Genomic DNA, 23,808 nt, shown 5'->3' with positions numbered 1-23,808 from the left:
AGCCGCTGGCCGGGGCTTTCCTGTTCCTGGAGGCGCCGTGCCAGCAGAGTGGATGCCGGGCGCGACCCGGCTTGATGTCGGCGGCCACGCCGAGACGGACGGCGGGCCGCCGAAGGCGATCGGCCACATCACGTGGGACGTCAACGCCACTGCCGCCAAGCCGGTCGACCTCATCCCCTACGAGCGGCTCGTGGACTGGTTCGGCTGGAACCCGGCCGGGATCCCGTCGGCGCCGCACGTTCTGTGGGATCCGTTCACCGGACGGGTGACTCAGTTCCTGCCCGCCTCGTCGCGGTCGAAGTCCCTCGCCGACAAGGCTGGCGGCACCCGTACCAACCGGGCCGGGTCCGTCGTGATCCAGGTCGAGGGCCTGTTCTTCCCGTACTGCCGTGTGGACGGCAAGGTCTACGCACGCCTCATCGACACCCCGTGCAAGGGCTGGCCTGAGCTCCTCGCCTGGATCCGGTCATGGGGCGTGCCGGACTCCTGGCCCATGGGCCGGCCGACGGACTTCACGTCGCGCCGCGACGAGGAGATCTGGCGCACCCGCGGCGGCTGGTACGCACACGCGCACGTCCCTGAGAACGACCACCAGGACCCGGGCTCGTGGCCCGCGTTCGCTACCGAGGAGGCTCCCGACTTGGACGCCACACAGGCCAAGCAGCTCGCTGAACTGCACAAGGCACTCGTGCCCTACGCGGGCTGGGACTACAAGGGCAAGGGCGTGAAGCCCGACGCCTACGCCGACCTCCGGGCCGCGTCGGCGCAGTCGACGGCCGCGGTGAAGGCGATCGGCGCCGTCGGCTCAAAGGTCGACGCTCTCAAGACCACCGCACTCACGGACGCCCAGATCGCCGCCATCGCCGACAAGGTCGCCGCCAGCCCCACCCTCGCCAACCGGATCGCCGAGCTCGTTGCGGACAAGCTCGCCGACCGCCTCGCCAACTAGGAGCCCGCCCATGACCGTCGACCTCGACCGTGCCTACTGGCTCGGCCTGCTCATCTCCGTCGTCCTGCCCGTCCTCGTCGGACTGGTGACGACCCGTGTCACGCACGCCGGCACCAAGGCCGTCCTGCTGCTGGCGCTGTCCGTGCTGAACGGCTTCCTCGTCGAGCTCGCGGCCCCGGGCCCCGGCTGGAGTGCGGGAACCGCTGCCGTGCTCGCCCTCGTGTCGTTCGCCACCGGTGTCCTCACCCACTTCGGCCTGTGGAAGCCGACGGGCCTGTCGGGCAAGGCGCAGGACAGCCTGATCACGGGACGCGCCCAGCCCCGAGGGGTGTAGGTGCCGCGCCGCGTAGCCCGGCGGCTGTCCCGGATCCTCGGCCGCCGCGGCGCGTTCCTCGCCTCTTTCGGAGGGCTGTGGACGCTGTACGGATTCGGGCAGCTCGTCGAGCCTCTGCCGGACACTCGCGGCATCCGGCTGCTGCTCAACGTGATGCCTCTCGACGCCTGGGCCTGCTGCTGGATCGTGTCCGGTCTGCTGGCTGTGGCGTCGTCTGCGCTGCCGGAGGGGCGGGACTGGATCGGTTTCCCCGCGCTTCTGGCCATCGTCGTTCCGTGGATGCTCTCGTACTTCGTGTCGTGGTGGCCTCTCGGAGACAACGCAAGGGGGTGGGTAACGGCACTGATCTGGGCGGTAGCCGCAGTGCCGGTGATCGTGGTGGCGGGGTGGCGAGAGCCTCCGCGCCCCAAAGAACTGGAGTGAGAGCCCATGAGCAACGCCGAGATGTGGACTGCAGTGTCCGGTGGCGTGGTGGGGGCGGCCTCAGCTGTGGCGACCTTCTGGGGCGGATGGGCAGCCCGCAGAACGCGAGGCGACCGCCGGCGGGACGACTTTACGGTCGTCACGGACCGCATGGAAAAGGAGATCGGCCGACAAGCGGACCGGCTCGACGAGTTGGAGGCAGCGGCCGAGGTGCAGGAGCAGCGCCTTGAGGGCGCGGGCGTGGCTATCACTTACCTCATCGACCGTGTGCGGGGCCTCACCGCCTGGATCCGCTCTGCTGGCCTTGAGCCGCCGACCGCACGGCCCGTTCCGGAGAGGGCCCGCGAGTTCATCCACCACGACCTGTGAACTGGATTGCTATGACCGAACCGCCGGGCGAGCGCCGCGTGCAACCGATCGTCGACCTGCTCGGGGCTGACACGGAGACGCTCGTGGAACTGGGCGTACTCGAACCGCAGCCTGAACCTCAGTTGTCTCCGCCGGTCGCGCTACCAGAGCCCTGAACTTGCCCCCATCGCTTCGGCGATGGGGGCCTTCTCTTGTGGGCTAGACCGGCTTGCCGTTGAAGAACTCCTGCCCACACGTTGTGCAGACTTTGTCCCCGGTGTCGGAGCCTTGAACGTGCTCCCTCTCACGCCTCAGGTGATCGCACGGAGGCGAACCCTTAGCTGCCCATTCCCGCTGCAGGCGTTGCGTCTGACTCCATTCCATGGCGGAACCATACGCGAGGCCTCAGGGCCGGACGCTGCCCTCACGCTGCCTCGTACTGGTGGGCCCGCCCGCCGCGCCATTCGACCCACTGCGGGTCGTCGAGCAGCTCTTCCGAGTCGGGGAGCCCGGCGCGACGAAGGAACTCGATGAGGTCGCCATCGTCGTGCGCCAGGCCGAGGATCTCGCCGCCGACCACCGTGACCCGGCGGCCGCCGGTCGGGCTGGGGCGGTGGACGACTATCGGTGCACCCATCTCTCCAGGGTGCACCGGGCCCGGCTACTCCAGCACGCCGAGCTCGGAGTCGGGCCGGCAGATCTCGCACGCTCGGATGCCGCCGCTCGTGATGGCCTGCCGTGCCTGCTCGCGGTCGAGGGGCTTGGTGTGGTGGCTGGTCATGTGGCAGTCGCCCAGGTGCACGCTGTCCGCGGTCGCCTTGCCGCCGACACGCAGGTAGGACAGGACGTACTCGGGGCCCTCGCGAAGCGGCAGCCGGGCGGCGCGCTCGCGCACCTTGGCCAGCTCGGCCTCGATCCAGCGCTCGGTCTGCGCAACCTGCCCGAGCTGCACGCGGTAGAGGAAGCGCAGCTTCTCCAGCTCAGGCGAGGTCGGCTCATCGTTCACATGTTCGATTCTAGTCTCGTGGAACGCCCCCGACTGTCAGCGGCTGCTCGTACAGTGGGGCTATCCATCCGCGTCTTCTGGCGACGTGGCACTCGGACCCGCCCCGGCGTGATGCACCGGGGCGGGGCACCACCTGGAGAACCCCATGGCCGACCTGATCGCGTTCCTTCGCGCCCGCCTCGACGAAGACTGGAAGCTGGCCTACGAGTCCGGCTGCGGAGGGCGTGACGACTGGGCATTCGACCCCGAGGACCCCTGGAACGGACCGAACGGTCCCCGCGAGGTTGTCCGGCGCGCGACTGGCGGATTCATCGCTGTCGTCGACCCCGACCACGGTAAGTACGGGACGTGGAACGCGCGCCACATCGCCCGCCACAACCCCGCGCGGGTGCTGGCCGAGGTCGACGCCAAACGGCGCATCCTCGACGAGGTCGTACCCGAGATGGACGGCATGACCGACCAGATCCATAGCGAGTGGGGAGTCGGCCCCATCGACCCCTCGACCTACGAGTCCCTGGTCCTGCTCCGCCTGCTCGCCCTGCCATACGCGTCGCACCCCGACTACCGCGACGAGTGGCGGTCGTAGCCGCCGACCGTCCTACTTCTTAGCCGCGGCCTTCTCGGCTTCCTTGCGCTTCTTCTCGGCGTAGCCTTCAGGGTTGAGCACAGCGAGTTTCACCTCGGCCTCGACGTCGAAGCGCGACTGGCTCGTGGCCTCCGCGTGCTCCGTGATCGCGGCCTGGCTGGCCTGGGCGGCTTCAAGCCACGGGCCCCAGGCCTCGGCGCTGTACGGGCCGGACTGGGCCTCCTGCTGGGCGGCAACTGCGGCCTGCTGGAGCTGGATGAGTTCGTCAGAGAGTTCGATCGGCACGGGCGGATCCTATGCGGCGAGCTCCTGCTCGGCCTGCGTCGCCTCGGCCCAGGCTGCCACGAGCACCTGATAGATCCGCTGCTCGTCGGCCGTCAGGGAGCGCTGCTGCTCGCCGGCGCGCACCCACAATGTGCGGATGGCGTCGTTCAGGGCTTCGGGGCTCGGGGTCTCTCTGTAGCGATCGGGCATGCAATCAAGGCTAGGGCCCGGGTCTGACAAAGCGGGCAGGGTTCGGGCGTGCGTTCCGCCACGCTCACCCTTTGGCCACCGGCTTGCGGGCGGTAACTGAAACGCACGGGGTGCGAACGGAATGTGGAATTCCCGCTCGCACGCCCGTTCCCAGGCATATGCCTGATGAGGCATGCTGCGTAATGCGCGTCAGGCCCTGCACTGCTGGGCGCCCCCGCTGACGTGCTACGTCGTGCCGCTCAGGCGGATCAGCCACCGATCCATTGGGAGGACGAGATCAGCAGTCTCCACGGGGCGCCCATCCCGATCCAGACGAGTGCGGACCAGGCGGTACGCGGCAGCATCGACGAGCAGGCCGAGCGAACGCGCCTCCGCCTCGTCGACAGGGCCGACTCCGACCTCGACGACGAACGACGCATGTGGCTGGCGCCTCCCTTGCCACCAGGAGGTGACGAGCATGGCCGACCGGCCGCCGGGGTCCATGCACTCGGCGACCTCCCGGTGCAGACTCACTCCGGCAGGAACATCCAGCCGCTCGGCCAGTTCTTGAGTCGCCCGGCACGAGGTCGTGTCAGTGACCTCGTTCCCGTAGGGCCACGAGGCGTCTGGATCCGTGAGAGTGCGCATAGCAGGAGGGTGCGCCACGTACACGCCGCGGCGCTGCTCTCCCTCAAGAATTCCAGTCTGGCGAAGGAGTACGTAGGCGAGCCGCAAGGTCTGCTCGTGGACGCTGTACTGGGTGGCCATGGCGGACCTGGATGGGAGCATGTCTCCTGGCATCCACTCGCCGGCCTGGATGCGGGCGTGAATGTCAGCGGCGATGCGGCGGTAGCGCGCGTCGGCTGACATGGCGACCTCTGATCATGATCACTAGTGAGGGTCGCACAGTACGATTCGCGCTACTTGCTTGATATATCCAGGGAGGGTTCGGCACGCTGAGTGCCACGAGGCAACTGCACAGTGAGAGTTCGGCGCTATGGGTTCAGGTCCCGGACGCGCCGACGGAACCGCCTCCAGTTCGCCTGTTCCCCGCGCGCGATCCGGAAGCGGCTCCGGCGGTCACCCGTCCCCGTATGACGGATGGCCGCACCGGCGAGTGTCCCTCAGGGAGTGATTCCTGTACGAGGCATTCGTTGGACATATGCCAGGGCCGGGTCGCTGCAAATGCCTTCGAGGGTGTTGAGCGATCCGGCCCTGGTCTGCCGTGGGGGAGCGGTGGGAAACAACTGGGAGATGATCTTGTCCAATCAAGGTTGGACGGTGACCAATCAGTGACGGACGCGAACGAGAAAATGCAGGTCAAGCGGCTATCGAGTAGAAATCCTGCAGGTCGTTTGCTCCGCGAATTACCGGCTGCGGGATCCAGGAGATCTCGCAGTCCTCGCCCGTCATGTCGCCGAGGAAGACCGCTTCCAGGGTGGTGAAACGGTTGTTGGCGGCGATGAGCGCCGTGACGATGTCGGCCGAGGAGTTCTCGTACGCCTCGTCCCAGCCGCCGACGACCAGGGCGCGCACCCGGCCCACGTCGACCGTCTTCAGGAAGCGCTCGAACCGCGCACCCCACTGCTCGTCGTCGTCCTCGCAGTAGGTCGGCGAGGAGAGCCGCCAGGCGACGGCCGCGGCGTCGGGCAGCTCGATCTCCGTGTCCGTGTCCGGGAAGTGGAACACGGGCAGGCCGTGGAATTCCTCGATGTAGTGGCCAACGGTCATGACTGCGCTCCCGGCAACGGACGGCGTGGATCGGCTGATCCCAAGAGTTCTACCAAGCGGCACCGACAGCGCCTGCCGGTGGGTGGGCCTCCACGGTGAGCGGGGTCGATTGTCAGACCCGGCCTCTAGCGTCGTTCTCGTGTTCGGCCGCACCGCGCCGAACGGGGAGGGGAGAGCCATGTACCGGCAGGGAGACGTACTGATCGCGCCCGTCGCGGAGACGGCCGTTCCGGAGCGGGTGAAGACGGCGGCGGGGGAGCCGAGGGACGCCCGGGGCCGCCTGGTCCTCGCCCTCGGCGAGGTGACCGGCCACGCCCACGCGATTCCCGGGCCCGGCCGACTCGTGCGGGAGCCGGGGCCCTTCGGCCCGTTCCTGCTCGAACTGCCCGAGGGCGGCCGGGTGGTGCACGAGGAGCACGCTCCGATACCGCTGCCCAAGGGCTGGTACCGGGTGGTGCGCCAGCGGGAGTACGTGCCCGGGGCGTACCGGATCGTCGCGGACTGACCGAGAGAATCCCTGGGGGCTTCCACATGAACCACGTCGACATGAACCCTGCCGACATGAACCGCACCACCGCACAGGACAAGTGGCGGTCCGTCGCCGCGGCCACCGGGCCCGCCGACCGCGCCGCCGCGGAGGCCGGCGTCCGGCTCGCCTACCGCACGGCCGGCCTGGCCGAACCCGCGCGCGTGCTCTGGGCGGACTCGCCGCTCGCGGCCGTCGCGCTGGTACGGGGGCTGAGCGATCAGGGCCGTTCGGTACGGGACGAGGTGCGCACCCGGCCGTGGGCCGAGGAACGGCGCCGACTCCACGACGCCCTCGGCCCGGCGGGCTGGGCGGCCCACTGGCAGGCGACCGGGGCCCACCTCTGGGACCTCACCCGAAGCCTGGCCGACCGGATACGGGCGGGGGTGACGGAGGCCGCCACGACCGCCGACGCCGGTGCGTCCGCCTCCTCCTCCTCCTCCTCCTCCGACGCGGCCTCGTCCTCGCGAGCGGCCACCGCCGTGCGGCTCGTGCTGCTCGACGCGGTGCTCGGGCAGCACGACGCCGCCTGGCTCGCCGCCTTCGACGGTCAGGGGGACCGCCTCGCGGGCCTCGCCGCCGTCGCCGGACACGCGGGCTGGTGGTGGCCGTACGAGAACCTCGCGGTGGTCTGCGAGCGGCCCGTGGAGCTGCACCGGGACGAGGCGGGGCGCCTCGACCGGGGCGACGGCCCCGCGCTCGCCTTCGCCGACGGATTCGCCCTGCACGCCTGGCGGGGCATGCCGGTGCCCGCCGAATTCCTCGCCGGTCTCGCCGGCCTCACCCCCGAGCGGATCCGGCAGGAGGAGAACGCCGAACTGCGGCGGGTGATGCTGGAGTACTACGGCTACGACCGCTATCTCGCCGCCTCGGGAGCCCGGCACCAGCACCGCGACGAGACCGGTGTCCTGTGGCGCATCGAGCTGGCCGACGACGAGGACGTGGCGATGGTCGAGGTGGTCAACTCGACGCCCGAGCCCGACGGCAGCCACCGCACGTACTGGCTCCGGGTCCCGCCCGCGACCCGGACCGCGAGAGAGGGCGTCGCGTGGACCTTCGGGCTGCACCCCGACGTGTACGAGCCGCTCGTCCAGACCTGAGCGCGTGATCCGGGAGCGGGCGGCGCGGCCGGTCCGGAAGGTGACTGGTACGGAGAGGTGAAGGGGGCCGACGGTCAGGAGTGGCATACGGGAGGCGGCGACGCCGGGTGCTGGGATGTGCCCGCCGGAGCCCCGGCACCCACCCCCGAAGGGACCGCCTGTGACGATCCGCCGGCCCAGCGCCGCCCGTACCGCCCGTCTGCTCGCCGCCACCGCCGTGCTCGGCGGTCTGCTCGTCGGCACCACGGCCCCCGCCCTGGCCGCCGCGCCCGAGCGGACGGCCCCGCGTGCTGTCCGGGCGGAGGCGCCCGCGACGGTCACCGTCACCGGACACGGCCGCGCGGCCGCCGCGCCCGATCTGGCGATCCTGTCCGTCGGGGTCGAGGCCACCCGTAAGACCGCGAAGGAGGCCATGGCCGCGCAGAAGACCGCGGCCGAGGCCCTCCTCGCGGTGCTGGACAAGCAGCGGATCGCCGAGCGGGACATCCGCACCGACAGCCTCTCCCTGTCCCCGGTCTACACCCAGAACGCCGCGGGCGAGAGCAAGGTGACGGGGTACCAGGCCGGGCAGTCCTTCTCCGTGAAGGTCCGGGAGATCGACCGGGCCGGTCAGGTCATCGGCGCTGTCAACGAAGCGACCGGGGACTCCGTCCGGATCAACGGGGTCGTCTTCGACGTCGCCGACCCGTCGGCGCTGCGGGTGAAGGCACGGGAGGCCGCCTACCGGGACGCGTACGACAAGGCGGCGCAACACGCGCGGCTCAGCGGCCACGAGCTCGGCCGGCTGGTCTCGCTCAGCGAGGGCGAGTCCGCGCGCCCCGGCCCCGGCGCCGTCGGCGCCGTGCCCGCGGACGAGGCGAGCGTCCCGTTGGCGCCGGGCGAGATCGAGGAGCAGGTCACGGTCTCGGCGGTCTTCGAGCTGGTCTAGGTCATGTCAGGAAAGTCCCGCCTGGCCCTACTCTCCGGACACGACCTGGGGGCCGAGCGGACCGTCGGTGCCGACCGGACCGACGGGGCCGGTCGTCTCCCTCTCCGCCCCTGCCACCGGCGCGGTCACCGTCGCGGTCGTGGTCGCCGTCTCCGTCTTCGGGGCCGAGAGGGGGGCGGGGAGCCCGCCCGGGTCCCCGTCCTCGTCCGGCAGGTTCAGTTCCCGGGCGAGGGCGGCGTCGGCCCAGCGGAGCATCGCGGTCCGGGAGAGGGAGCCGGCGTAGGCCGTCGTCTGGACCGCGAGGCCGTCGAGGAAGGCGGTGAGCCGCCAGGCCGCCGCGGCCGGGTCCGTACAGCGGAACTCCCCGGCCTCGGCACCCTCCGCGATCACCCGGGTCAGCGCCGCCTTCCACTCCTGGTCGAGGGAGGCGGCGACCCGGCGCAGTCCGGGGTCGCGCAGGGAGGCCGCCCAGCCCTCGATCCACAGGCGCCAGCCCTTGGCCTGTCCGGTCGGCGCGTACCAGCGCACCGCGGCGCGGAGTCGTCGTACGGCGGTGGAGCGGCGCCCGAGGAGCCGGCGCAGATGGGCGAGGTCGGCCTCGGCGGCGTGGGCGAAGGCCGCGGCGACCAGTTGTTCCTTGGACGAGAAGTGGTAGAGCACCAGGGCGTTGCTCACCCCGAGCGCGGAGGCCACGTCGGCGATCCGGACGGCCGCGACCCCGCGCGCCTCGATCTGCTCGACGGCGGCCCGCAGCAGCTCCTCCCGCCGCTCGGCCACGCTCAACCGCACTCTCGCCACGCCACGCAGCCTACACAGCACATGACGCGGTCATGATCGTCCGCGGCTGCGGGGTGTGGCCGCTTCAGTACCAGCCGTAGCGTTCGGCGATCTGCGGCAGTCGCTCCTCCACCAGCGCGTGCGCCGCGGCGCGCGGGCTCGTGCCGTCCGCCGCCGCCCGGTCGAGCATCCCGCCGACGAGCGTCCGCATCGCCGTGCGCACCCGGTCGAAGGACTGGTCGGCGTCGGCCTCGATGTCGCCGAAGAGCGTCCACCACCACCAGGCGTTGGTGCAGGAGTTCACGACCACGTCGGGCAGCACCGTGACCCCGCGCGCGGCCAGGGCCTCCTCGGCCTCCGGACGGACCGGCATGTTGGCCGCCTCGGCGATCCAGCGGGCCGTGATCCGTCCCTGGTTCCCGGCGTCGATCGCGTACGACACGGCCGCCGGGACCAGGACCTCCGCCTCGGCCGTGAGCCAGGCGTCGCCGGGCTCCTCCCGGTCCCCGGGGCGCAGCGCGGAGCGGTCGACGGCCCCGTGGGCGTCGCGGGCCGCGAGCAGTGCCTCGACGTCGAGGCCGTCGGGGTTCACGATCGTGCCCCGGACGTCGGCCACGGCCACCACCCGCAGCCCGGACCGCGCCAGGAACCGGGCGGTCGCCCCGCCCATCGTGCCGAGGCCCTGCACGGAGACCCGGGTCCCGGCGTACTCCCGGCCGGCCCGGTCGAGGGCGACGAGCACGGACTCGGCGACCCCGAGACCGCCCACCAGCTCGTCGAGGCCGATGCCGTCGACCTCGATCGCGAAGGCGTCGGCGAGCCTCTTGCGGGCGGCCGCCTCGTCCTCCAGGAGCGGGTAGACGGCCTGCACCGAGGAGACGAGGCCCGCCTCGGTCACGGCACGGTCCACCAGGTCCTGGGTGAGCCCCAGGTCCTCCCCGGTGGTCCAGAACCGCTCGACGTACGGCCGCATCGCCCGCAGGTAGCGCACGAGCACGCCGTACGCCTCGGGGGAGCGGGGGTCGCAGTCGATGCCTCCCTTGGCGCCGCCCAGCGGGACGTACCGGCCCTTCGGGTCGTAGTGCAGGGCTTCCTTCATGGTCATCCCGCGGGCGAGTCCGGCGACCTCCTCCGCCGTGCACCCCTCCCGCATCCGCAGACCGCCGCTGGCCACTCCGCGCACCAGCCGGTCGACCACCAGGTGGCCCCGGCGGCCGGTCACGTGGTCGGTCCAGCCGACGGAAAGCAGGGGGGCGGTACTCATCGCGCATCTCCTCGGGAGGGACGGTCCGGCCGCCCTCGTCGAGGGCGGCCATACTGAATGGTGGTTCAGTATGGCCGACCGTCCCGACCGTTCGCCGCGCGGTCCGCCCATAATGGAACGACCCCCAGAGATCAGGAGGTCCTGTGACCGGTACCGGCTCCGACCGTTCGCCACGGGCCCGGCTGCGCGCGCTGCGCCCCGAGTCCTTCGGCGCGGACCCCACGGGCGAGCGCCTCGCCCGTATCCACCGCTCGCCGAACTTCGCGGACGGGATCTTCCAGAACCCCGAACCCGCCCGGCGCGGCCCCTCCGGCTCCAGTGTCGAGTTCGCCAAGATCTACTTCGACAAGGAAGGCCGTTCGCGCCGCGCCCCCACCGGCACGATCCCCGTCCACCCCACCACGATCGCCGACCTGGCCAGGCCCCCGGCCACCGGCCTGCGTCTGACCTGGATGGGGCACTCCGGCGTCCTCGCCGAGATCGACGGCCACCGGGTCCTCTTCGACCCCGTCTGGGGCGAGCGCTGCTCCCCCTTCCCCTTCGCCGGCCCCAAGCGGCTGCACCCGGTGCCCGCGCCGCTCGCCGCGCTCGGTCCGGTCGACGTCGTCGTGATCTCGCACGACCACTACGACCACCTCGACCTGCCGACGATCAAGGCGCTCGCCACCACCGACACCGTCTTCGCGGTGCCGCTGGGCGTCGGCGCGCACCTGGAGCGCTGGGGGGTGCCCGCCTCCCGCCTCCGCGAGCTGGACTGGAACGAGTCCACCGAGATCGGCGAGCTGCGGCTCACGGCCACCCCGGCCCGGCACTTCTGCGGCCGCGGACTGCGCAACCGGCAGATGACGCTCTGGGCCTCCTGGGTGGTGACGGGACCCTCCCACCGGATCTTCCACAGCGGGGACACCGGATACTTCTCCGGATTCAAGGACATCGGCGCGGCCCACGGCCCCTTCGACGCCACCATGATCCAGATCGGCGCCTACTCGGAGTTCTGGACCGACATCCACATGACCCCGGAGGAGGGCATGCGGGCGCATCTGGACCTCCAGGGCGGCGGTCCCGCCGGGGTGATGCTGCCGATCCACTGGGGCACCTTCAACCTCGCCCCGCACCCGTGGGCCGAACCGGGGGAGGGCACGGTCGAGGCCGCCGCCGGAGCCGCCCAGCGGATCGCCCTGCCCATCCCGGGCGAACCCTTCGAGCCGGGCGCCGAGCAGGTGCCGGACAGCCCCTGGTGGCGTCCGGTCGCCCGGGTCCCCTCGGGCGGCTGGGCGGCTCCGGCTCTCACCGACGGTAATCGGTCACTCACCGGCGTGTCGGACGGGAACGCGGACGCGAACAGGGCCGCGAACGAGGCCGTGGACGCCGGGTCGACCTCCGGCGAGCCCGGTACGGACGCCGGCCGCGGTGCGCCGGAGGCGGCACGGACCCCCTGAGGGTCGAGCGGACCGGTCGGTCCGCACCCCGCCCGGGGATTCCGGTCGGGGACGATTTCCGCAGAGGGCGGAGGCGTGGGAACGCCTCCGCCCTCTTCCGTTCCCGGTGCTCGCTGCCCCATCCCCGTCGCGGCGTCGACTTTCGGCCGAAGCTTCTCGGCCTGTTGTGGAAGGGGTGATACCAGAGCGGGCGGCTCTACGGGTAAGTTTGCCAACTGCGCACCGCACATGAACGGTTGACGACTACAGTGTGTGGTTGGTGATCATCGGTAGGCTCATCGCAGTCATGTCGTCCACCATGTGAACCACCCCCGCAGGACCCCTTGCAAGAACCCCCGCAACACCCTTGCAAAGCCCCCGAGTCCACCCCCTCAGCACACTTCGCACGATGCCGAAGCACACCCCCGCAGTACGCCGATTCCTGGGCACGTACGTACCAAGGACACTCATGTCTCAACTTCGCGCACCCGCCTCGCGGTCCGATCGACGCGAGGGCGGGCGGCACGGCCGGTCAGGCGCCCGCCCCGCCCCCGGTACCGGTAGCAACCCCCCGGCGCAGCCCCCCGCGTCGCACACGACAGAAGCCCGCATACGCCCCCAACTCCTCCGTACCTCCGTGCTTCCCGCCGTCGCGGTGGCACTGGGCGGAGCCGCGGCAGTGCTCTTCACCATCCGCTCCACCGGCGCCACCCCGACGCCCGGCCTCTGGGCCGCGCTCACCGGCGCCGCCGCCCTCACCGTCGCCTCGGTGACGGCCGCCGCGCTCGGCGCGGACAGGGCCGCCAAGGCCGTCCTCGACCGCTGCAACGCCCTGCGCCGCACCAGCAGCAACAGCCAGGGCGAACTGCGTACGATCGTCGAACAGTTGCGCAAGGGTGAGGGCATCGCGCCCCGCCCCGCGCTGCCGACCGGCACCGCGTCCGGCGACGAATTCGACCTGCTCTCGCACGAGCTGACACGCTCTCACGAGGCCGCCGTGGCAGCCGTCGTGCAGGCGTCCCGGCTCTCCAGCAGCGTCGGCAACGAACAGAAGGTCGAGGTCTTCGTCAACCTCGCCCGGCGCCTGCAGTCCCTGGTCCACCGCGAGATCCAGCTCCTCGACGAGCTGGAGAACGAGGTCGAGGACCCGGAGCTGCTCAAGGGCCTGTTCCACGTCGACCACCTGGCCACCCGCATCCGCCGGCACGCCGAGAACCTCGCCGTGCTCGGTGGCGCCATCTCCCGCCGCCAGTGGTCGAACCCGGTCACCATGACCGAGGTGCTGCGCTCCTCCATCGCCGAGGTCGAGCAGTACCCGCGGGTGAAGCTCGTACCCCCGATCGACGGCACGCTCCGGGGCCATGCGGTGGCCGACGTCATCCACCTCCTGGCCGAACTCGTCGAGAACGCCACGCTGTTCTCCGCGCCGCACACCACGGTGCTGCTCCGCGCGCAGTACGTCACGGCCGGCCTCGCGATCGAGGTCGAGGACCGCGGTCTCGGCATGCCCGTCACCGAGCAGAACAAGATGAACGCCCTGCTCGCCGACCCCGACCAGGTCAACGTGGCGCACCTGCTCCAGGACGGCCGCATCGGACTCTTCGTCGTCTCGGCCCTCGCCCGCCGCCACGGCATCGCCGTACGCCTGCAGTCCAACATCTACGGCGGAGTCCAGGCCGTTCTCGTCCTCCCGCAGGGCCTCCTCGGCGCCGACCCCGAGGGTCTCGCCCAGCACGAGCGCCAGGCCGCCGCGACCGCCGGTTCCGCCGCGGTCCCGCCGAACCAGGTGCAGATGCAGCCCCAGCCGGCGACGCAGCCGCAGGCGCCGTCGCAGCCCGCGCCCGCGGTCACCGCCCCGATGACGGCCCCGGCGCCCATGCCGGCCCCCATGACGGCTCCGATGGCCCCGGCACCGGCCCACCCCCACGCGCCCGTGCCCGCGGCCATGGGCACGACGGCCCCCACCGGACTCGTCCCGCAGTCCGTGGCTCAGTCGGCACCTCAGTCGGCACCGCACTCCGTGCCGCAGTCCGTGCCCTCCCCGGAGCGGACCGCCGTCCGCCACGAAGAGGCCCACGACCCGCTCACCTACCCCCGCACCACCGAGCGGTCGAACGGGTACGCGGACTCCGGCCGTACGCCCGTGATACCGGCCCAGGCGGCCGGCGGCGCACACCCGGGCCCCCCGGCCTCCCTCATGTCGCCACTCCCCCCGGCGGCGCCCGAGGCCAACGGCCGGCCCGTGCTCCCCAAGCGGCGCGCCCAGGAGCACATCGTCCCGCAGCTGCGCGACGAGCCCGTGGCCCGCAAGCCCGAGGAGCACGCCCTGCACGACCCCGGCTTGATGGCCGCGTTCCAGCGCGGCATCGGTCTCGCCGAGTCCCAGCCCGCCCCCCATGAATCGCTGCGTCCAGGCGACGCGCACAAGGAGTAGACACCATGGCGAGCAATGTGCCGACCGGCCATTCCTCGGATCTCGACTGGCTGCTGAGCGGCCTGGTCCAGCGGGTCCCGTACACCCGCAACGCCGTTCTGCTCTCCTCCGACGGCCTCGTGAAATCCGTCCACGGTCTCGACCCCGACGCCGCCGACCACATGGCGGCCCTCGCCTCCGGGCTCTACTCGCTCGGCCGGAGCGCGGGCGCCCGGTTCGGCGACGGCGGCGAGGTGCGCCAGGTGGTCGTGGAGCTCGACTCCACCCTCCTGTTCGTGTCCACCGCGGGCTCCGGCACCTGCCTGGCCGTCCTCGCCGGGCGCGAGGCGGACGCCGCGGTCCTCGGGTACGAGATGGCGATGCTCGTCAAGAGCGTCCGGCCGTACCTGGTCACCCCCGCCCGGCAGGCAGCCGGAGCGGTGGGCGGCATCGGCCAGTGAACGTGACGACCCCTCAGGAAGGGCCCTGGCTCGACGACGCGGCCGGCCGGCTGATCCGCCCGTACACCGTCAGCGGTGGCCGGACCAAGCCGACCACCGCACTGGACCTGCTGTCCATGGTGATGGCGACCGGGTCGTCACCCCAGGCCCACATGGGTCCCGAGCACAGCCTGGCCCTCGGGCTGTGCGACGGGCCCACCTCGGTGGCCGAGATCGCGGCGCACTTACGGCTCCCCGCCGTGGTCACCAAGGTCCTGCTCTCCGACCTCGTGGACTGCGGGGCACTCACCGCCCGCGCTCCCCGGTTCCACGCCAACCCAACCGACCGTTCCTTGCTGGAGGCAGTGCTCGATGGCCTACGACAGCGGCTCTGAGCGCCACGACAGTCTCGCGACCGACCCGTTCCCCACCGCGCTCAAGATCCTGGTGGCGGGCGGCTTCGGCGTGGGCAAGACGACCCTCGTGGGCGCGGTCAGCGAGATCGAACCCCTGAGCACCGAAGAGCTGCTGACCTCGGTCAGCGCCGCCACCGACAGCCTGGAGGGCGTGGAGTCCAAGACCACGACCACCGTCGCCATGGACTTCGGCCGCATCACGCTCGACGACCGCCACGTCCTCTACCTGTTCGGCACCCCCGGCCAGGAGCGCTTCTGGTTCATGTGGGACGAACTCTCCGAGGGCGCGCTCGGGGCGGTCGTCCTCGCCGACACCCGCAGGCTCCAGGAGTGCTTCTCCGCCGTGGACTTCTTCGAACGACGGGGCATCCGGTTCGTCGTGGCGGTCAACGAGTTCGACGGCTCCTTCCGCTACGAGCCGGACGAGATCCGGTCCGCGCTCGACCTCAAGCCGGAGGTGCCGGTCGTCCTCTGCGACGCCCGGATCTCCAGCTCCGGCATCCGCACCCTGCTGACCCTCGTCCAGCATCTGCTCACCACCATCCCGGCCGCCGTGCCGAGCTACGGAGCCACGCCATGACGTACGACCCCACCGGTCACCTCCTGCTGACCCCCGTCGACAAGGACGCGCCCGCCCGTGTGCAGCGGCTGCGCGAACTCGGTCTCGGTGAGCGGCCGGAGCCGGCGTTCGACGAATTCGCCCACCGCCTCGCGGACGTGACCGGCGCCCCGTTCTCGATGGTCAACTTCATCGACGAGAACCGGCAGTTCTTCGCCGGCCTGCACACCCCCGAGGGCACCCACTCCGGCAGCGACCTGGGCGCGGCCGCAGCGGGCGCCGGCGGCGTCGGCCGCTTCATGGCCCGCGACCACGGCTACTGCCCGCACGTGGTGGTGCGGCGTAAGGCGCTCGTCCTGGAGGACGTCTGCGACTACCCGCGCTTCGCCGGGAACCCGGTCGTGGACGAGATCGGCATCCGCTCCTACATGGGCGCGCCGCTGATAGACCGCACCGGTGTCGCGCTCGGCACCATCTGCGTGGTCGACACCGACGTCCGGCCGTGGGGGCGCGCCGGTCTCGAGACGATCAAGGCGATGGCGGCCGAGCTGATGGAGCAGATCAACCGTCGCGAGGACGGCATGTTCTGACCGGCGAAACGACGACCGGCGTGTCTCTGACCGTCAGTACCTGACTGTTACATCCAAGATGCCCCGATATGCCGGGAGCCCCGGTGCGGCGATGGCCGTACCGGGGCTCTTGGCATATCGGGGGCGTCGCGTCAGGCGTGCACGGGCTCCAGCTCCGGTGTGCGGACCAGCTCGGAGAGGCGCTCCGACCAGCTGCCCTTGTCCTGGCCGAGGGCGACCTCGGCCAGCCGGAGGAGCTGGATGTCGGAGGTGCCGGCCGGGGCGAAGATGTGGTGGGCGTCGCGGAGGTAGCGCTCGATGGCCCGGTCCGTGAAGAGACCGGCGGCGGCGTGGATCTCCATGGCGTTACGGCCGGAGTCGATCGCCGACTCGACATTCACGAGCTTGGCGTTCATCAGCTCCGTGTCGCAGGAAAGCCCCTGGTCGAGCAGGTGCACGGCGTGGTACGCGGCCAGCCGGGCGGTCATGAGGCGGGACTGCATCTGACCCAGCTTCAGCTTGACCGTGGGGAGGTCGTGGAGCGGCTTTCCGTACCGGATGCGCTCGGAGGCGAAGCGGGTGGTCTCCTCCAGGATCGCCTGGTGGATGCCGAGCGAGACGGCGGTGAGGTTGGCCCGCCCGTACAGGACGCTGGAGGAGTACGCGACGGAGAGGCCGTCGCCCTCGTCGCCGAGACGGTTGGTGGCCGGAACCCGGCAGTTCTCGAAGATCAGCTCGCCGAAGCTGAAGCCGTGGAGCCCCATGGCCTGCTGCTGCGGTCCGGTCCTGAACCCAGGGCGATCGGATTCGACCAGGAATGCGGTGAGGCCCTTCGAACCGGGACCGGTCCTGACCACGACGCCGTGCAGATCGCCGACGTGGCTGTTGCCGACGTAGACCTTGCTGCCGTTGAGGATGTAGTCGTCGCCGTCCCGCACCGCGCTGGCGCTCATGCCGAGGACATGACCACCGGACTCGGGCTCGGTGACCGCGATGGTCGGCAGGCACTCACCGGCGGCGATGGCCGGAAGCCAGGTCTTGCGCTGCTCGTCGCTGCCGAAGTGGACGATCTTGGCGGTGCCCAGCTGCGAGGCCTGAACCATGGCACCCATGGCGCCGCTGACCCGGGACAGCTCCTCGATGATGATGGTCTTGGCCAGGTGACCGGCGCCCATGCCGCCGTACTCCTGGTTGATGGTGGCGCCCAGCCAGCCCTGCTCGGCGATCAGCCGTGACAGCTCGTGATGGACCGTGCGGGACGCCTCCATCTCGGCTATCCGTGGCCGAACCTCACGCTCTGCGAAATCGCGAACCGTCTCCCTGAGCTGATGATGCAGTCGACTGCTGAAGTAGCCGTCCATCCGGAGTACCTCTCCTGCGAAACGCCTGATCGGTTGTCCGGTCAGGTGGTGCATCGGCGGTGGCCCCGTCGCGAACAGGCCGACCACTTCATGGTGTTGATCTTTCTGGGACGGATCAATATCGCCACGATTTTTGTCCGAAACCCGAGTGGTTGACGATGGAACCTGACTGTGTTTTGCGTGGTCCTGGCCTGCTCGGCCCGATCCGAGCGACATTCCGCTTAGGCGTCTTTCTGCCACGTCCCCCCGGCGGCGAGCGCGCCGAAACAGGGCCAGGAGAGCGACCGGTACACCACATGAGCGGCTTCATGGCCGATTCCGGAAGTCTTCCCCTCTTCTGCCTGTACGGCTGGTACGCCCCTCCGTCCCGCCGGACCCCGCGCTCACCCTCCGAGGGGAGGTGCGCGAACACGCGCCCCGGCGCACAGAAGCGTCACGGAGAGTGAGCGCCCCGCTCCGCGCGCCCGCCCGTCTCCGGGTGCCGGGAAAGGGTTCGTGACCACCAGGGAAAGTGCGGTATTGTTCTCATGCGCGTCCAGCCGGGGGAAACCCCAGGTCAGACGGGCAGCGGGACGTGGCGCAGCTTGGTAGCGCACTTGACTGGGGGTCAAGGGGTCGCAGGTTCAAATCCTGTCGTCCCGACTCGAAAGAGTCGTAGGTCAGAGGCCGTTTCAGAGCAATCTGAAGCGGCCTCTGACTCGTTTTTGGGGACCACTCGGGGACCAACTCGCCTTGACCGCGTCAGCGGGCGACCACGATCGGGCTCGACTGGGACCGGGGCGCGCGCAGCACGCTGAGGTGTGCCGAGAGCGCGGCGCCGGCGGCGGCGATCTTGTGCACGTCGGGGTGCAGGTACCGCTGGATGGTGGTCAGCGAGCCATGGCCGGCGATCTTGCGGAGGACGTGCACCTGGACCCCGACGTCGGCGAACCAGGTGAGTCCGGTGTGCCGGAGGTCGTGTCGGCAAAGGTGCCCGTACCCGAGGTTTGTGACGGCGTCGTCCCAGTGGGTCGCGTTGCGCAGGACCGCAGCGGAGACATGGTCGCCCCGCGTCGGCCTGGATGGCCGGTGCCTAGCCCGGGGCCTTCGTCGCCGCGGCGTCGAGGTCACCGTCTTCGAGCGCGACGACGCTCTGTTCACTTGCAGTCAGGGTTACCGCCTATACACCGACCCCGACGGCGACAGCATCCTGCGCGGGGCGCTGCTGTCCGAGCGTACGAGCTCTTCCGCGCCGCCCGCCGGCTACCCGCCGCTGCGCATGCCGAGCTCGACCACCAGCCGAACGAACCCGCGTCGACGGCGGCCGGATCACCGCGCACTTCGCCGACGGCATCACCGCCACCGCCGACGACATCAACTCCGTCGTCCGCGCCAGTACCTGCAGCACGCGCAGATCATGGACAGCGGAGTCCGCCAGGTCTACGGCAAGGTCCTGCTCAACCACCAAACCCATGCCCTCTTCCCCGAGGCCATGTTCCACGTCTTCACGCTCCTGGTCGGCTCCCCACGAACGCTACATGGGCATCGGCCCCCACCAGCCGCACGAGAACGCCGCGCAGGCCGCGGACGCCTGGCTCCCGACGTCGAACTGCACGACGGCGGCGACTACACGGCCTGCTACTTCGGCGTACGCCCGCGCCGAACGCCGCCCCACGACCTGCGTACGCTTATCAGCCCCCAACTGCACCAATTCGCCCTCGATATGGCGGCGGACTGGTATCCGAGGCTGTGCGCCATCATCGAGCACCGGCTCCCCGACGCCGCCCTTCCCCCTCCCGCCCTGCGCACCAGCATCACGATCCCCGCCTGGCCCCGCCATCCGGGTCACCCCCCTCGGCGACGCCATCGAGTCCGCGAGGCAGCCCAGGACGGCTCCGAGCGCTACCACCAGAACCCGCTCCCCACCGCATAAGGGTCCCGGCAACACGAAAGCCCCAAGTCGTTGACCTGTGGCTTTGCCATGGAGCGGATCACGGGAATCGAAACCGTGCGGCGGAGCCGGTGCTTCTGCCAGGTATCTCGGTGCCGGTCCGATAGGAGCTCGAGGTCCGCCAATCGCAGAGAAGGCGGCTGCACGCCGCAGAGATCAGGGCGGATCACCGGGCGGACCCTGGGGGTTGAGGCAGAACAATGACGGAAAGTCCAGCCCCGTTGCGAAGTCCATCGAACTGGACGAGGCGGAGGGCTGCCCAAGCGCTACGTCGTCCAAGGGAGGGCCAGACAGCGTACTCCGATCGCGGGGGGCGATGGCGGCGGCCTAGCGTGGAGCAGCCGCACAAGCATCACCCGCTCCTTCGTCGGGGTTGGTGGGATGGAGAACTGGAATGGCGCAGCCGTCGTGGAGCGAGTACCGGCCGGGGCAGCGGTTCCCGGGAGTGATCGGTAGGACGACAGATGAGTCGAGTCCGGCGTGGCCGCAGCCGGTGCGGGGCGAGGCGGGTGCGCCGAACGTGTTGTTCCTCGTGTTCGATGACACCGGGTTCGGGCAGTTGGGCTGCTATGGCAGTCCGATCGAGACGCCGAACCTGGACGCGCTGGCCGCAGGTGGGCTGCTGTACAGCAATATGCACACCACCGCGTTGTGCTCGCCGTCGCGGTCCTGCATCATGACGGGCCGAAACCACCATGCCAACGGCATGGCGGCGATCACGGAGCTGGCCACCGGCTATCCGGGCTACAACGGGCAGATCCCGTTCGAGAACGGGTTCCTGTCGGAGATGCTGCTGCAGCAGGGCTACAACACGTACATGGTCGGCAAGTGGCACCTGATGCCCTCGGAGCAGGAGTCGGCGGCGGGCCCGTACGACCGGTGGCCGCTGGGGCGGGGCTTCGAGCGGTTCTACGGGTTCCTGGGCGGCGACACCAGCCAGTGGTATCCGGACCTCGTCTACGACAACCACCAGGTCGAGCCGCCCGCCACGCCGGCGGAGGGCTACCACCTGACAGAGGACCTCGTCGAGCGGGCGATGTCGTTCATCGCCGACGCCAAGCAGGTCGCCCCGGACAAGCCGTTCTTCCTGAACCTGTCCCTCGGTGCGACACATGCCCCGCACCATGCGCCGAAGGAGTGGGCCGACCGCTACCGGGGACGCTTCGACGACGGCTGGGACGCCTACCGGGAGCAGACCTTCGCCCGGCAGAAGGAGCTCGGCGTGGTGCCCACGGACGCCCGCCTGTCCCCGCGCGATCCGGACGTGCCCGCCTGGGAGTCGCTCACGCCGGACGCGCGGCGGCTTGCCTCGCGGTTGATGGAGGTCTACGCGGGCTTCCTCTCCCACGCCGACCACCACCTCGGCCGACTGTTGGACTTCCTGAAGGAGACCGGCGAGTTCGACAACACCTTGATCATGGTGGTCTCCGACAACGGAGCGAGTGCCGAGGGCGGGGTGACGGGCACCACCAACGAGATGCAGTTCTTCAACAACGCGCCCGAGACGCTCGAGGAGAGCCTGGCGCGCATCGACGAGCTCGGCGGCCCGGCCACCTTCAACCACTACCCGTGGGGATGGACGTGGGCGGGCAACACACCGTTCCGCCGATGGAAGCGGGAGACCTACCGCGGAGGCGTCAGCGACCCGTTCCTCGTCCACTGGCCCGACGGTATCCGGGCCCGCGGTGAGATCCGCGATCAGTTCGCGCACATCATCGACATGGTCCCCACCGTCCTGGACGTGCTCGGCATCGAGGCGCCCACGACCATTCGCGGCGTCACCCAGGCGCCCCTGCACGGCGTCAGCTTCGCTCACACCTTCGACGACGCCGGTGCACCGAGCCTCCACCGCACCCAGTACTACGAGATGCTGGGACACCGGGCCATCGACCACGACGGGTGGCGGGCGGTCTGCCCCTGGCCCGGCCCCTCCCTCGCGGAGGCCGGGCGGCCCTTCGGCACTCCGATCACCATGACGGACCTCGACGACCTCGATGCCCACCACTGGGAGCTGTACCACGTCGACCAGGACATCGCCGAGACCAGGAATCTCGCCCAGGAGCACCGCAGCAAGCTGATCGAGATGATCGCCTTGTGGTACGTGGAGGCCGGCAAGTACAACGTGCTGCCGATCGACGGCAGCGTCCTGCAGCGGCTGATGACCGAGCGCCCGCAGATCACCCAGGACCGCACCAGCTACACCTTCCGCCCGGGTACTCAGGTCCTGCCGGCCGCGGTTGCGCCCCGGGTCCTCAACCGCCCGCACAGCATCACCGCCGACGTCGAGATCCCGCCCGGCGGAGCCGAGGGCGTCCTTCTCTGCCAGGGCACCAACGCCGGCGGCTGGTCCTTCTACGTCAAGGACGGCCACCTGCACTACGCCCACAACTACGTTCAGCGGGCCCTGCACCACGTGGTCTCCAGCGAGGCCCTTCCAGAGGGGCGGCACGTGCTGCGTTTCGAGTTCGAGCCCACCGGGGCCCCGGACCTTTCCCAGGGCAGGGGTGCTCCCGGCCTTGCCCAGCTGTACGTCGACGGCCGCCTCGTCGGACAGATCGACATGCCGGTCACCACCCCGATCGCCTTCAATCCGGGCGGTGTGCTCTGCGGCGCCAACCCCGGTTCTGCCGTCACCCCCGACTACCGGGCGCCGTTCCGCTTCACCGGCACTCTGCACGGCGTCACCGTCGACCTGTCCGGCGACCTCATCGTCGACGCCGAGAGCGAGATGCGCATGCACATGGCCCGCCAGTAAGCCGCCCCCCCCACGAAGCGTTCGTGCAGGTGACAGGGCGCACGCATGAACGGGTATTCGGTCGTCACCTGTCGGATGTCCTCCCGGACAGCCTCAACGACCTCAACGCGAACGGCGCGCAACCTTGAAGCAGCGCCACTGCGGGTGGTGGCTGGCAGTCTCTACCGGCCCACTCCGGAGCAGAGCCAAGCCGCGGTGGACGACGGCTTGGCTCTGCAGCCCAACCCCGTCCGCATTCGCCGGCCACAGGCGGCGGATGACCCGGTAGACGGATTTGGGGAACACTTGGGGACCAACTCGCCTTGTCCGGTCAACGGGCGACCACGATCGGGCTCGGCAGGGACCGCGGTGCGCGGAGCGCACTGAGGTGTGCCGAGTGGGCGGCGCCGACGGCGGTGATCTTGTGTACGTCGGGGTGCAGGTATCGCTGGGTGGTGGTGAGCGAGCCATGGCCGGCGATCTTGCGGAGGACGTGCACCTGGACCCCGGCATCGGCGAACCAGGTGAGGTGCAGCCTTTCGCGGCCGACTGGGACCGCGTGACCGTACAAGAGGCCGAACAGTGGAACTGGCTCGCGGTCGAGATAGTCGAGATCCGGCGATGCGCCGAGGCTGGCGATCAGGCACACAACCGTCTTGCTCTCATCCTCCTGGACCACCTGGTGGAGGTGGTCATCGGCCGCGAGGTCAACGCCCGGCTCGCCTTCCAGGTCGCTGACAGCATCATCGCGGAGATGCGTGAGTTCCGTGACGATGGCGGGGAGCTCGCCGAGGAACTGAGCCAGTTGGTCGACGAGCACGTGGGGCCGGATCGCCGCAAGGCCATCGATGACCACCTGCACGAGAAGACCAAATTCCTGAAGCAGAAGGGCGTGTTGACAGCCCAGGAACGTGAAGTGCTCGACCGGCTACACCAGTACCGCAACGCCGCATACCACCGAGACACACTGGAGCCTGATCTGATCTCAGATCTCGTACTGGCTTACAGGGTTTTGGCCAATGAACTTATCGGCCGGCATCGCCCGATCATGTGGGCCATGGCGTCATCGGACTCCGATCCCGTCGTAGCGCCGCAGCAGCTTCGGGGTCGGCTCATCGAAGGCGTCGATGTCGATGTCAAAGCGATGGCCCGCCGGTTCCATGGTCACGAGGTAAAGCGGGTGCAGGCCGTTTTTGCGGCCGTGGCCACCGCGCGGCAACTGTTGGGCGTCGACAGCTCCGGGAAACCGGACGCCTCCCTCCCAGATGACGAAATGGTCAGAATACTGACCGGCCTCAGCAACGTGTCCAAGAACCTGCCGTCCTGGGCAAAGCAGGCAGAAGGGCTGAAATCCAAGACGTCGTCGCTCACCGGGCTGATGATTCCGTTCATCAACCTAGATCGGGCCCTCAACCGCATCGAACCGTCCGGCAGGCGCCTCGAAATGATCCTGGACTACTGGGAACAAGAGCGGATCGATGAACTCCGTGGCAAGTAGCAGTGATTCCCAAACGAAATCACGTGCAGTCAGCCGACACCTAAA

At 70.1% G+C, this 23,808-nt stretch carries 27 protein-coding genes, 1 tRNA gene and 1 pseudogene; 18 read left to right on the top strand and 11 right to left on the bottom strand.

Going from position 1 to position 23,808, the window contains the following annotated elements; translation table 11 throughout:
• Positions 1-37: 37 nt before the first annotated feature.
• Genes OG259_RS07500 through OG259_RS07485 form a run of 4 tightly spaced genes read left to right on the top strand, consistent with a single transcriptional unit; the run spans position 38 to position 2,075 of the window.
• Entirely contained in the window at positions 38-949 is a 912-nt protein-coding gene (locus tag OG259_RS07500; protein WP_328941512.1) for a hypothetical protein, read from the top strand.
• Between the two features lie 10 nt (positions 950-959).
• Positions 960-1,283: a hypothetical protein gene (locus tag OG259_RS07495; RefSeq protein WP_328941511.1), complete on the top strand. Its 324-nt coding sequence runs from the start codon at positions 960-962 to the stop codon at positions 1,281-1,283.
• Entirely contained in the window at positions 1,284-1,706 is a 423-nt protein-coding gene (locus OG259_RS07490) for a hypothetical protein (RefSeq protein WP_328941510.1), read from the top strand. It abuts the gene before it with no gap.
• Between the two features lie 6 nt (positions 1,707-1,712).
• Complete coding sequence (locus OG259_RS07485) at positions 1,713-2,075, top strand: hypothetical protein (RefSeq protein ID WP_328941509.1); 363 nt, start codon at positions 1,713-1,715, stop codon at positions 2,073-2,075.
• A gap of 403 nt (positions 2,076-2,478) precedes the next feature.
• On the opposite strand, the gene OG259_RS07480 is transcribed toward OG259_RS07485, so the two are convergent.
• Positions 2,479-2,691, bottom strand: a complete 213-nt coding sequence (locus OG259_RS07480; protein WP_328941508.1) for a hypothetical protein — start codon at positions 2,689-2,691, stop codon at positions 2,479-2,481.
• 24 nt (positions 2,692-2,715) lie between these two features.
• Positions 2,716-3,060: a DUF6233 domain-containing protein gene (locus OG259_RS07475; RefSeq protein ID WP_328941507.1), complete on the bottom strand. Its 345-nt coding sequence runs from the start codon at positions 3,058-3,060 to the stop codon at positions 2,716-2,718.
• A 145-nt stretch (positions 3,061-3,205) separates the two neighbouring features.
• On the opposite strand from OG259_RS07475, the gene OG259_RS07470 reads away from it, so the two are divergent.
• Positions 3,206-3,646 carry a DUF6221 family protein gene (locus tag OG259_RS07470; protein ID WP_328941506.1) on the top strand — a complete coding sequence of 147 codons (441 nt, stop codon included), beginning with the start codon at positions 3,206-3,208 and terminating at the stop codon, positions 3,644-3,646.
• Between the two features lie 12 nt (positions 3,647-3,658).
• Here OG259_RS07470 and OG259_RS07465 read toward each other — a convergent pair whose 3' ends face one another.
• The 4 genes from OG259_RS07465 to OG259_RS07450 all read right to left on the bottom strand — a co-directional run bounded on the left by OG259_RS07465 (position 3,659) and on the right by OG259_RS07450 (position 5,830).
• Positions 3,659-3,931 carry a hypothetical protein gene (locus tag OG259_RS07465; protein ID WP_328941505.1) on the bottom strand — a complete coding sequence of 91 codons (273 nt, stop codon included), beginning with the start codon at positions 3,929-3,931 and terminating at the stop codon, positions 3,659-3,661.
• A 9-nt stretch (positions 3,932-3,940) separates the two neighbouring features.
• Positions 3,941-4,120 carry a hypothetical protein gene (locus OG259_RS07460; protein WP_328941504.1) on the bottom strand — a complete coding sequence of 60 codons (180 nt, stop codon included), beginning with the start codon at positions 4,118-4,120 and terminating at the stop codon, positions 3,941-3,943.
• Between the two features lie 225 nt (positions 4,121-4,345).
• On the bottom strand, positions 4,346-4,969 hold the full coding sequence (locus tag OG259_RS07455; protein ID WP_328941503.1) for a GntR family transcriptional regulator: 624 nt from the start codon (positions 4,967-4,969) through the stop codon (positions 4,346-4,348).
• Positions 4,970-5,419: 450 nt separating this feature from the next.
• Positions 5,420-5,830, bottom strand: a complete 411-nt coding sequence (locus OG259_RS07450) for a hypothetical protein (RefSeq protein WP_328941502.1) — start codon at positions 5,828-5,830, stop codon at positions 5,420-5,422.
• A gap of 178 nt (positions 5,831-6,008) precedes the next feature.
• Here OG259_RS07450 and OG259_RS07445 point away from each other — a divergent pair, with 178 nt between their 5' ends.
• From OG259_RS07445 to OG259_RS07435, 3 genes are all read left to right on the top strand, one after another.
• Positions 6,009-6,335: a hypothetical protein gene (locus OG259_RS07445; protein ID WP_328941501.1), complete on the top strand. Its 327-nt coding sequence runs from the start codon at positions 6,009-6,011 to the stop codon at positions 6,333-6,335.
• A gap of 56 nt (positions 6,336-6,391) precedes the next feature.
• On the top strand, positions 6,392-7,456 hold the full coding sequence (locus OG259_RS07440) for a DUF6745 domain-containing protein (RefSeq protein ID WP_328941500.1): 1,065 nt from the start codon (positions 6,392-6,394) through the stop codon (positions 7,454-7,456).
• Between the two features lie 160 nt (positions 7,457-7,616).
• Entirely contained in the window at positions 7,617-8,384 is a 768-nt protein-coding gene (locus OG259_RS07435) for an SIMPL domain-containing protein (RefSeq protein WP_328941499.1), read from the top strand.
• Between the two features lie 27 nt (positions 8,385-8,411).
• Here OG259_RS07435 and OG259_RS07430 read toward each other — a convergent pair whose 3' ends face one another.
• Together OG259_RS07430 and OG259_RS07425 are read right to left on the bottom strand one after the other, a co-directional pair.
• Complete coding sequence (locus tag OG259_RS07430; RefSeq protein WP_328941498.1) at positions 8,412-9,182, bottom strand: TetR/AcrR family transcriptional regulator; 771 nt, start codon at positions 9,180-9,182, stop codon at positions 8,412-8,414.
• A gap of 64 nt (positions 9,183-9,246) precedes the next feature.
• Positions 9,247-10,425 (bottom strand): Glu/Leu/Phe/Val dehydrogenase dimerization domain-containing protein, encoded by a 1,179-nt coding sequence (locus OG259_RS07425; protein ID WP_328941497.1) that lies wholly within the window; start codon positions 10,423-10,425, stop codon positions 9,247-9,249.
• A 143-nt stretch (positions 10,426-10,568) separates the two neighbouring features.
• Here OG259_RS07425 and OG259_RS07420 point away from each other — a divergent pair, with 143 nt between their 5' ends.
• From OG259_RS07420 to OG259_RS07395, 6 genes are all read left to right on the top strand, one after another.
• Positions 10,569-11,864, top strand: a complete 1,296-nt coding sequence (locus OG259_RS07420) for an MBL fold metallo-hydrolase (RefSeq protein WP_328941496.1) — start codon at positions 10,569-10,571, stop codon at positions 11,862-11,864.
• A 448-nt stretch (positions 11,865-12,312) separates the two neighbouring features.
• Positions 12,313-14,277 carry an ATP-binding protein gene (locus tag OG259_RS07415; protein ID WP_328941495.1) on the top strand — a complete coding sequence of 655 codons (1,965 nt, stop codon included), beginning with the start codon at positions 12,313-12,315 and terminating at the stop codon, positions 14,275-14,277.
• A 5-nt stretch (positions 14,278-14,282) separates the two neighbouring features.
• Positions 14,283-14,717, top strand: coding sequence for a roadblock/LC7 domain-containing protein (locus tag OG259_RS07410; RefSeq protein ID WP_030313740.1), 435 nt, complete (start codon positions 14,283-14,285; stop codon positions 14,715-14,717).
• Positions 14,718-14,719: 2 nt separating this feature from the next.
• Positions 14,720-15,091 carry a DUF742 domain-containing protein gene (locus OG259_RS07405; RefSeq protein ID WP_328941494.1) on the top strand — a complete coding sequence of 124 codons (372 nt, stop codon included), beginning with the start codon at positions 14,720-14,722 and terminating at the stop codon, positions 15,089-15,091.
• A complete protein-coding gene (locus tag OG259_RS07400; RefSeq protein WP_328941493.1) occupies positions 15,069-15,692 on the top strand; it encodes a GTP-binding protein in 624 nt (207 codons plus the stop codon). Before OG259_RS07405 ends, OG259_RS07400 begins: the two co-directional genes overlap by 23 nt.
• Positions 15,689-16,261 carry a GAF domain-containing protein gene (locus OG259_RS07395; RefSeq protein ID WP_266898923.1) on the top strand — a complete coding sequence of 191 codons (573 nt, stop codon included), beginning with the start codon at positions 15,689-15,691 and terminating at the stop codon, positions 16,259-16,261. Before OG259_RS07400 ends, OG259_RS07395 begins: the two co-directional genes overlap by 4 nt.
• Before the next feature lie 131 nt (positions 16,262-16,392).
• Here OG259_RS07395 and OG259_RS07390 read toward each other — a convergent pair whose 3' ends face one another.
• A complete protein-coding gene (locus tag OG259_RS07390; protein ID WP_328941492.1) occupies positions 16,393-17,601 on the bottom strand; it encodes an acyl-CoA dehydrogenase family protein in 1,209 nt (402 codons plus the stop codon).
• A 568-nt stretch (positions 17,602-18,169) separates the two neighbouring features.
• On the opposite strand from OG259_RS07390, the gene OG259_RS07385 reads away from it, so the two are divergent.
• Positions 18,170-18,243: transfer RNA gene (locus tag OG259_RS07385), tRNA-Pro, on the top strand.
• Positions 18,244-18,342: 99 nt separating this feature from the next.
• Here the strand turns inward: OG259_RS07385 and OG259_RS07380 are convergent.
• The gene (locus OG259_RS07380) at positions 18,343-18,711 is read right to left on the bottom strand and encodes a tyrosine-type recombinase/integrase (protein WP_328947021.1); all 369 of its coding nucleotides are present in this window, start codon (positions 18,709-18,711) and stop codon (positions 18,343-18,345) included.
• A 286-nt stretch (positions 18,712-18,997) separates the two neighbouring features.
• Between OG259_RS07380 and OG259_RS07375 the strand changes: the two genes are divergently transcribed.
• Positions 18,998-19,513, top strand: a complete 516-nt coding sequence (locus OG259_RS07375) for a hypothetical protein (RefSeq protein WP_328941491.1) — start codon at positions 18,998-19,000, stop codon at positions 19,511-19,513.
• A 412-nt stretch (positions 19,514-19,925) separates the two neighbouring features.
• Entirely contained in the window at positions 19,926-22,286 is a 2,361-nt protein-coding gene (locus OG259_RS07370) for an arylsulfatase (protein ID WP_328941490.1), read from the top strand.
• Between the two features lie 310 nt (positions 22,287-22,596).
• On the opposite strand, the pseudogene OG259_RS07365 reads toward OG259_RS07370, so the two are convergent.
• Positions 22,597-22,794 (bottom strand): annotated as a pseudogene (locus OG259_RS07365) (site-specific integrase); the annotation flags it as partial.
• Positions 22,795-22,824: 30 nt separating this feature from the next.
• Here OG259_RS07365 and OG259_RS07360 point away from each other — a divergent pair.
• Complete coding sequence (locus OG259_RS07360; RefSeq protein ID WP_328941489.1) at positions 22,825-23,763, top strand: hypothetical protein; 939 nt, start codon at positions 22,825-22,827, stop codon at positions 23,761-23,763.
• The last annotated feature ends 45 nt before the right edge of the window (positions 23,764-23,808 follow it).

Source organism: Streptomyces sp. NBC_00250 (assembly GCF_036192275.1).
Classification (GTDB): Bacteria; Actinomycetota; Actinomycetes; order Streptomycetales; family Streptomycetaceae; genus Streptomyces.
Note: the sequence above shows the minus strand (reverse complement) of the source record. Positions and strands in the feature narration are given on the sequence as shown.

Bases quoted from the DNA above. Each gene is read 5' to 3' on its own strand.
- OG259_RS07445 (WP_328941501.1), top strand. From the start codon at position 6,009: ATGTACCGGCAGGGAGACGTACTGATCGCGCCCGTCGCGGAGACGGCC.
- OG259_RS07495 (WP_328941511.1), top strand. From the start codon at position 960: ATGACCGTCGACCTCGACCGTGCCTACTGGCTCGGCCTGCTCATCTCC.
- OG259_RS07415 (WP_328941495.1), top strand. From the start codon at position 12,313: ATGTCTCAACTTCGCGCACCCGCCTCGCGGTCCGATCGACGCGAGGGC.
- OG259_RS07460 (WP_328941504.1), bottom strand. From the start codon at position 4,120: ATGCCCGATCGCTACAGAGAGACCCCGAGCCCCGAAGCCCTGAACGAC.
- OG259_RS07370 (WP_328941490.1), top strand. From the start codon at position 19,926: ATGGCGCAGCCGTCGTGGAGCGAGTACCGGCCGGGGCAGCGGTTCCCG.
- OG259_RS07440 (WP_328941500.1), top strand. From the start codon at position 6,392: ATGAACCGCACCACCGCACAGGACAAGTGGCGGTCCGTCGCCGCGGCC.
- OG259_RS07485 (WP_328941509.1), top strand. From the start codon at position 1,713: ATGAGCAACGCCGAGATGTGGACTGCAGTGTCCGGTGGCGTGGTGGGG.
- OG259_RS07480 (WP_328941508.1), bottom strand. From the start codon at position 2,691: ATGGGTGCACCGATAGTCGTCCACCGCCCCAGCCCGACCGGCGGCCGC.
- OG259_RS07390 (WP_328941492.1), bottom strand. From the start codon at position 17,601: ATGGACGGCTACTTCAGCAGTCGACTGCATCATCAGCTCAGGGAGACG.
- OG259_RS07425 (WP_328941497.1), bottom strand. From the start codon at position 10,425: ATGAGTACCGCCCCCCTGCTTTCCGTCGGCTGGACCGACCACGTGACC.
- OG259_RS07450 (WP_328941502.1), bottom strand. From the start codon at position 5,830: ATGACCGTTGGCCACTACATCGAGGAATTCCACGGCCTGCCCGTGTTC.
- OG259_RS07470 (WP_328941506.1), top strand. From the start codon at position 3,206: ATGGCCGACCTGATCGCGTTCCTTCGCGCCCGCCTCGACGAAGACTGG.
- OG259_RS07375 (WP_328941491.1), top strand. From the start codon at position 18,998: ATGGACAGCGGAGTCCGCCAGGTCTACGGCAAGGTCCTGCTCAACCAC.
- OG259_RS07410 (WP_030313740.1), top strand. From the start codon at position 14,283: ATGGCGAGCAATGTGCCGACCGGCCATTCCTCGGATCTCGACTGGCTG.
- OG259_RS07455 (WP_328941503.1), bottom strand. From the start codon at position 4,969: ATGTCAGCCGACGCGCGCTACCGCCGCATCGCCGCTGACATTCACGCC.
- OG259_RS07395 (WP_266898923.1), top strand. From the start codon at position 15,689: ATGACGTACGACCCCACCGGTCACCTCCTGCTGACCCCCGTCGACAAG.
- OG259_RS07400 (WP_328941493.1), top strand. From the start codon at position 15,069: ATGGCCTACGACAGCGGCTCTGAGCGCCACGACAGTCTCGCGACCGAC.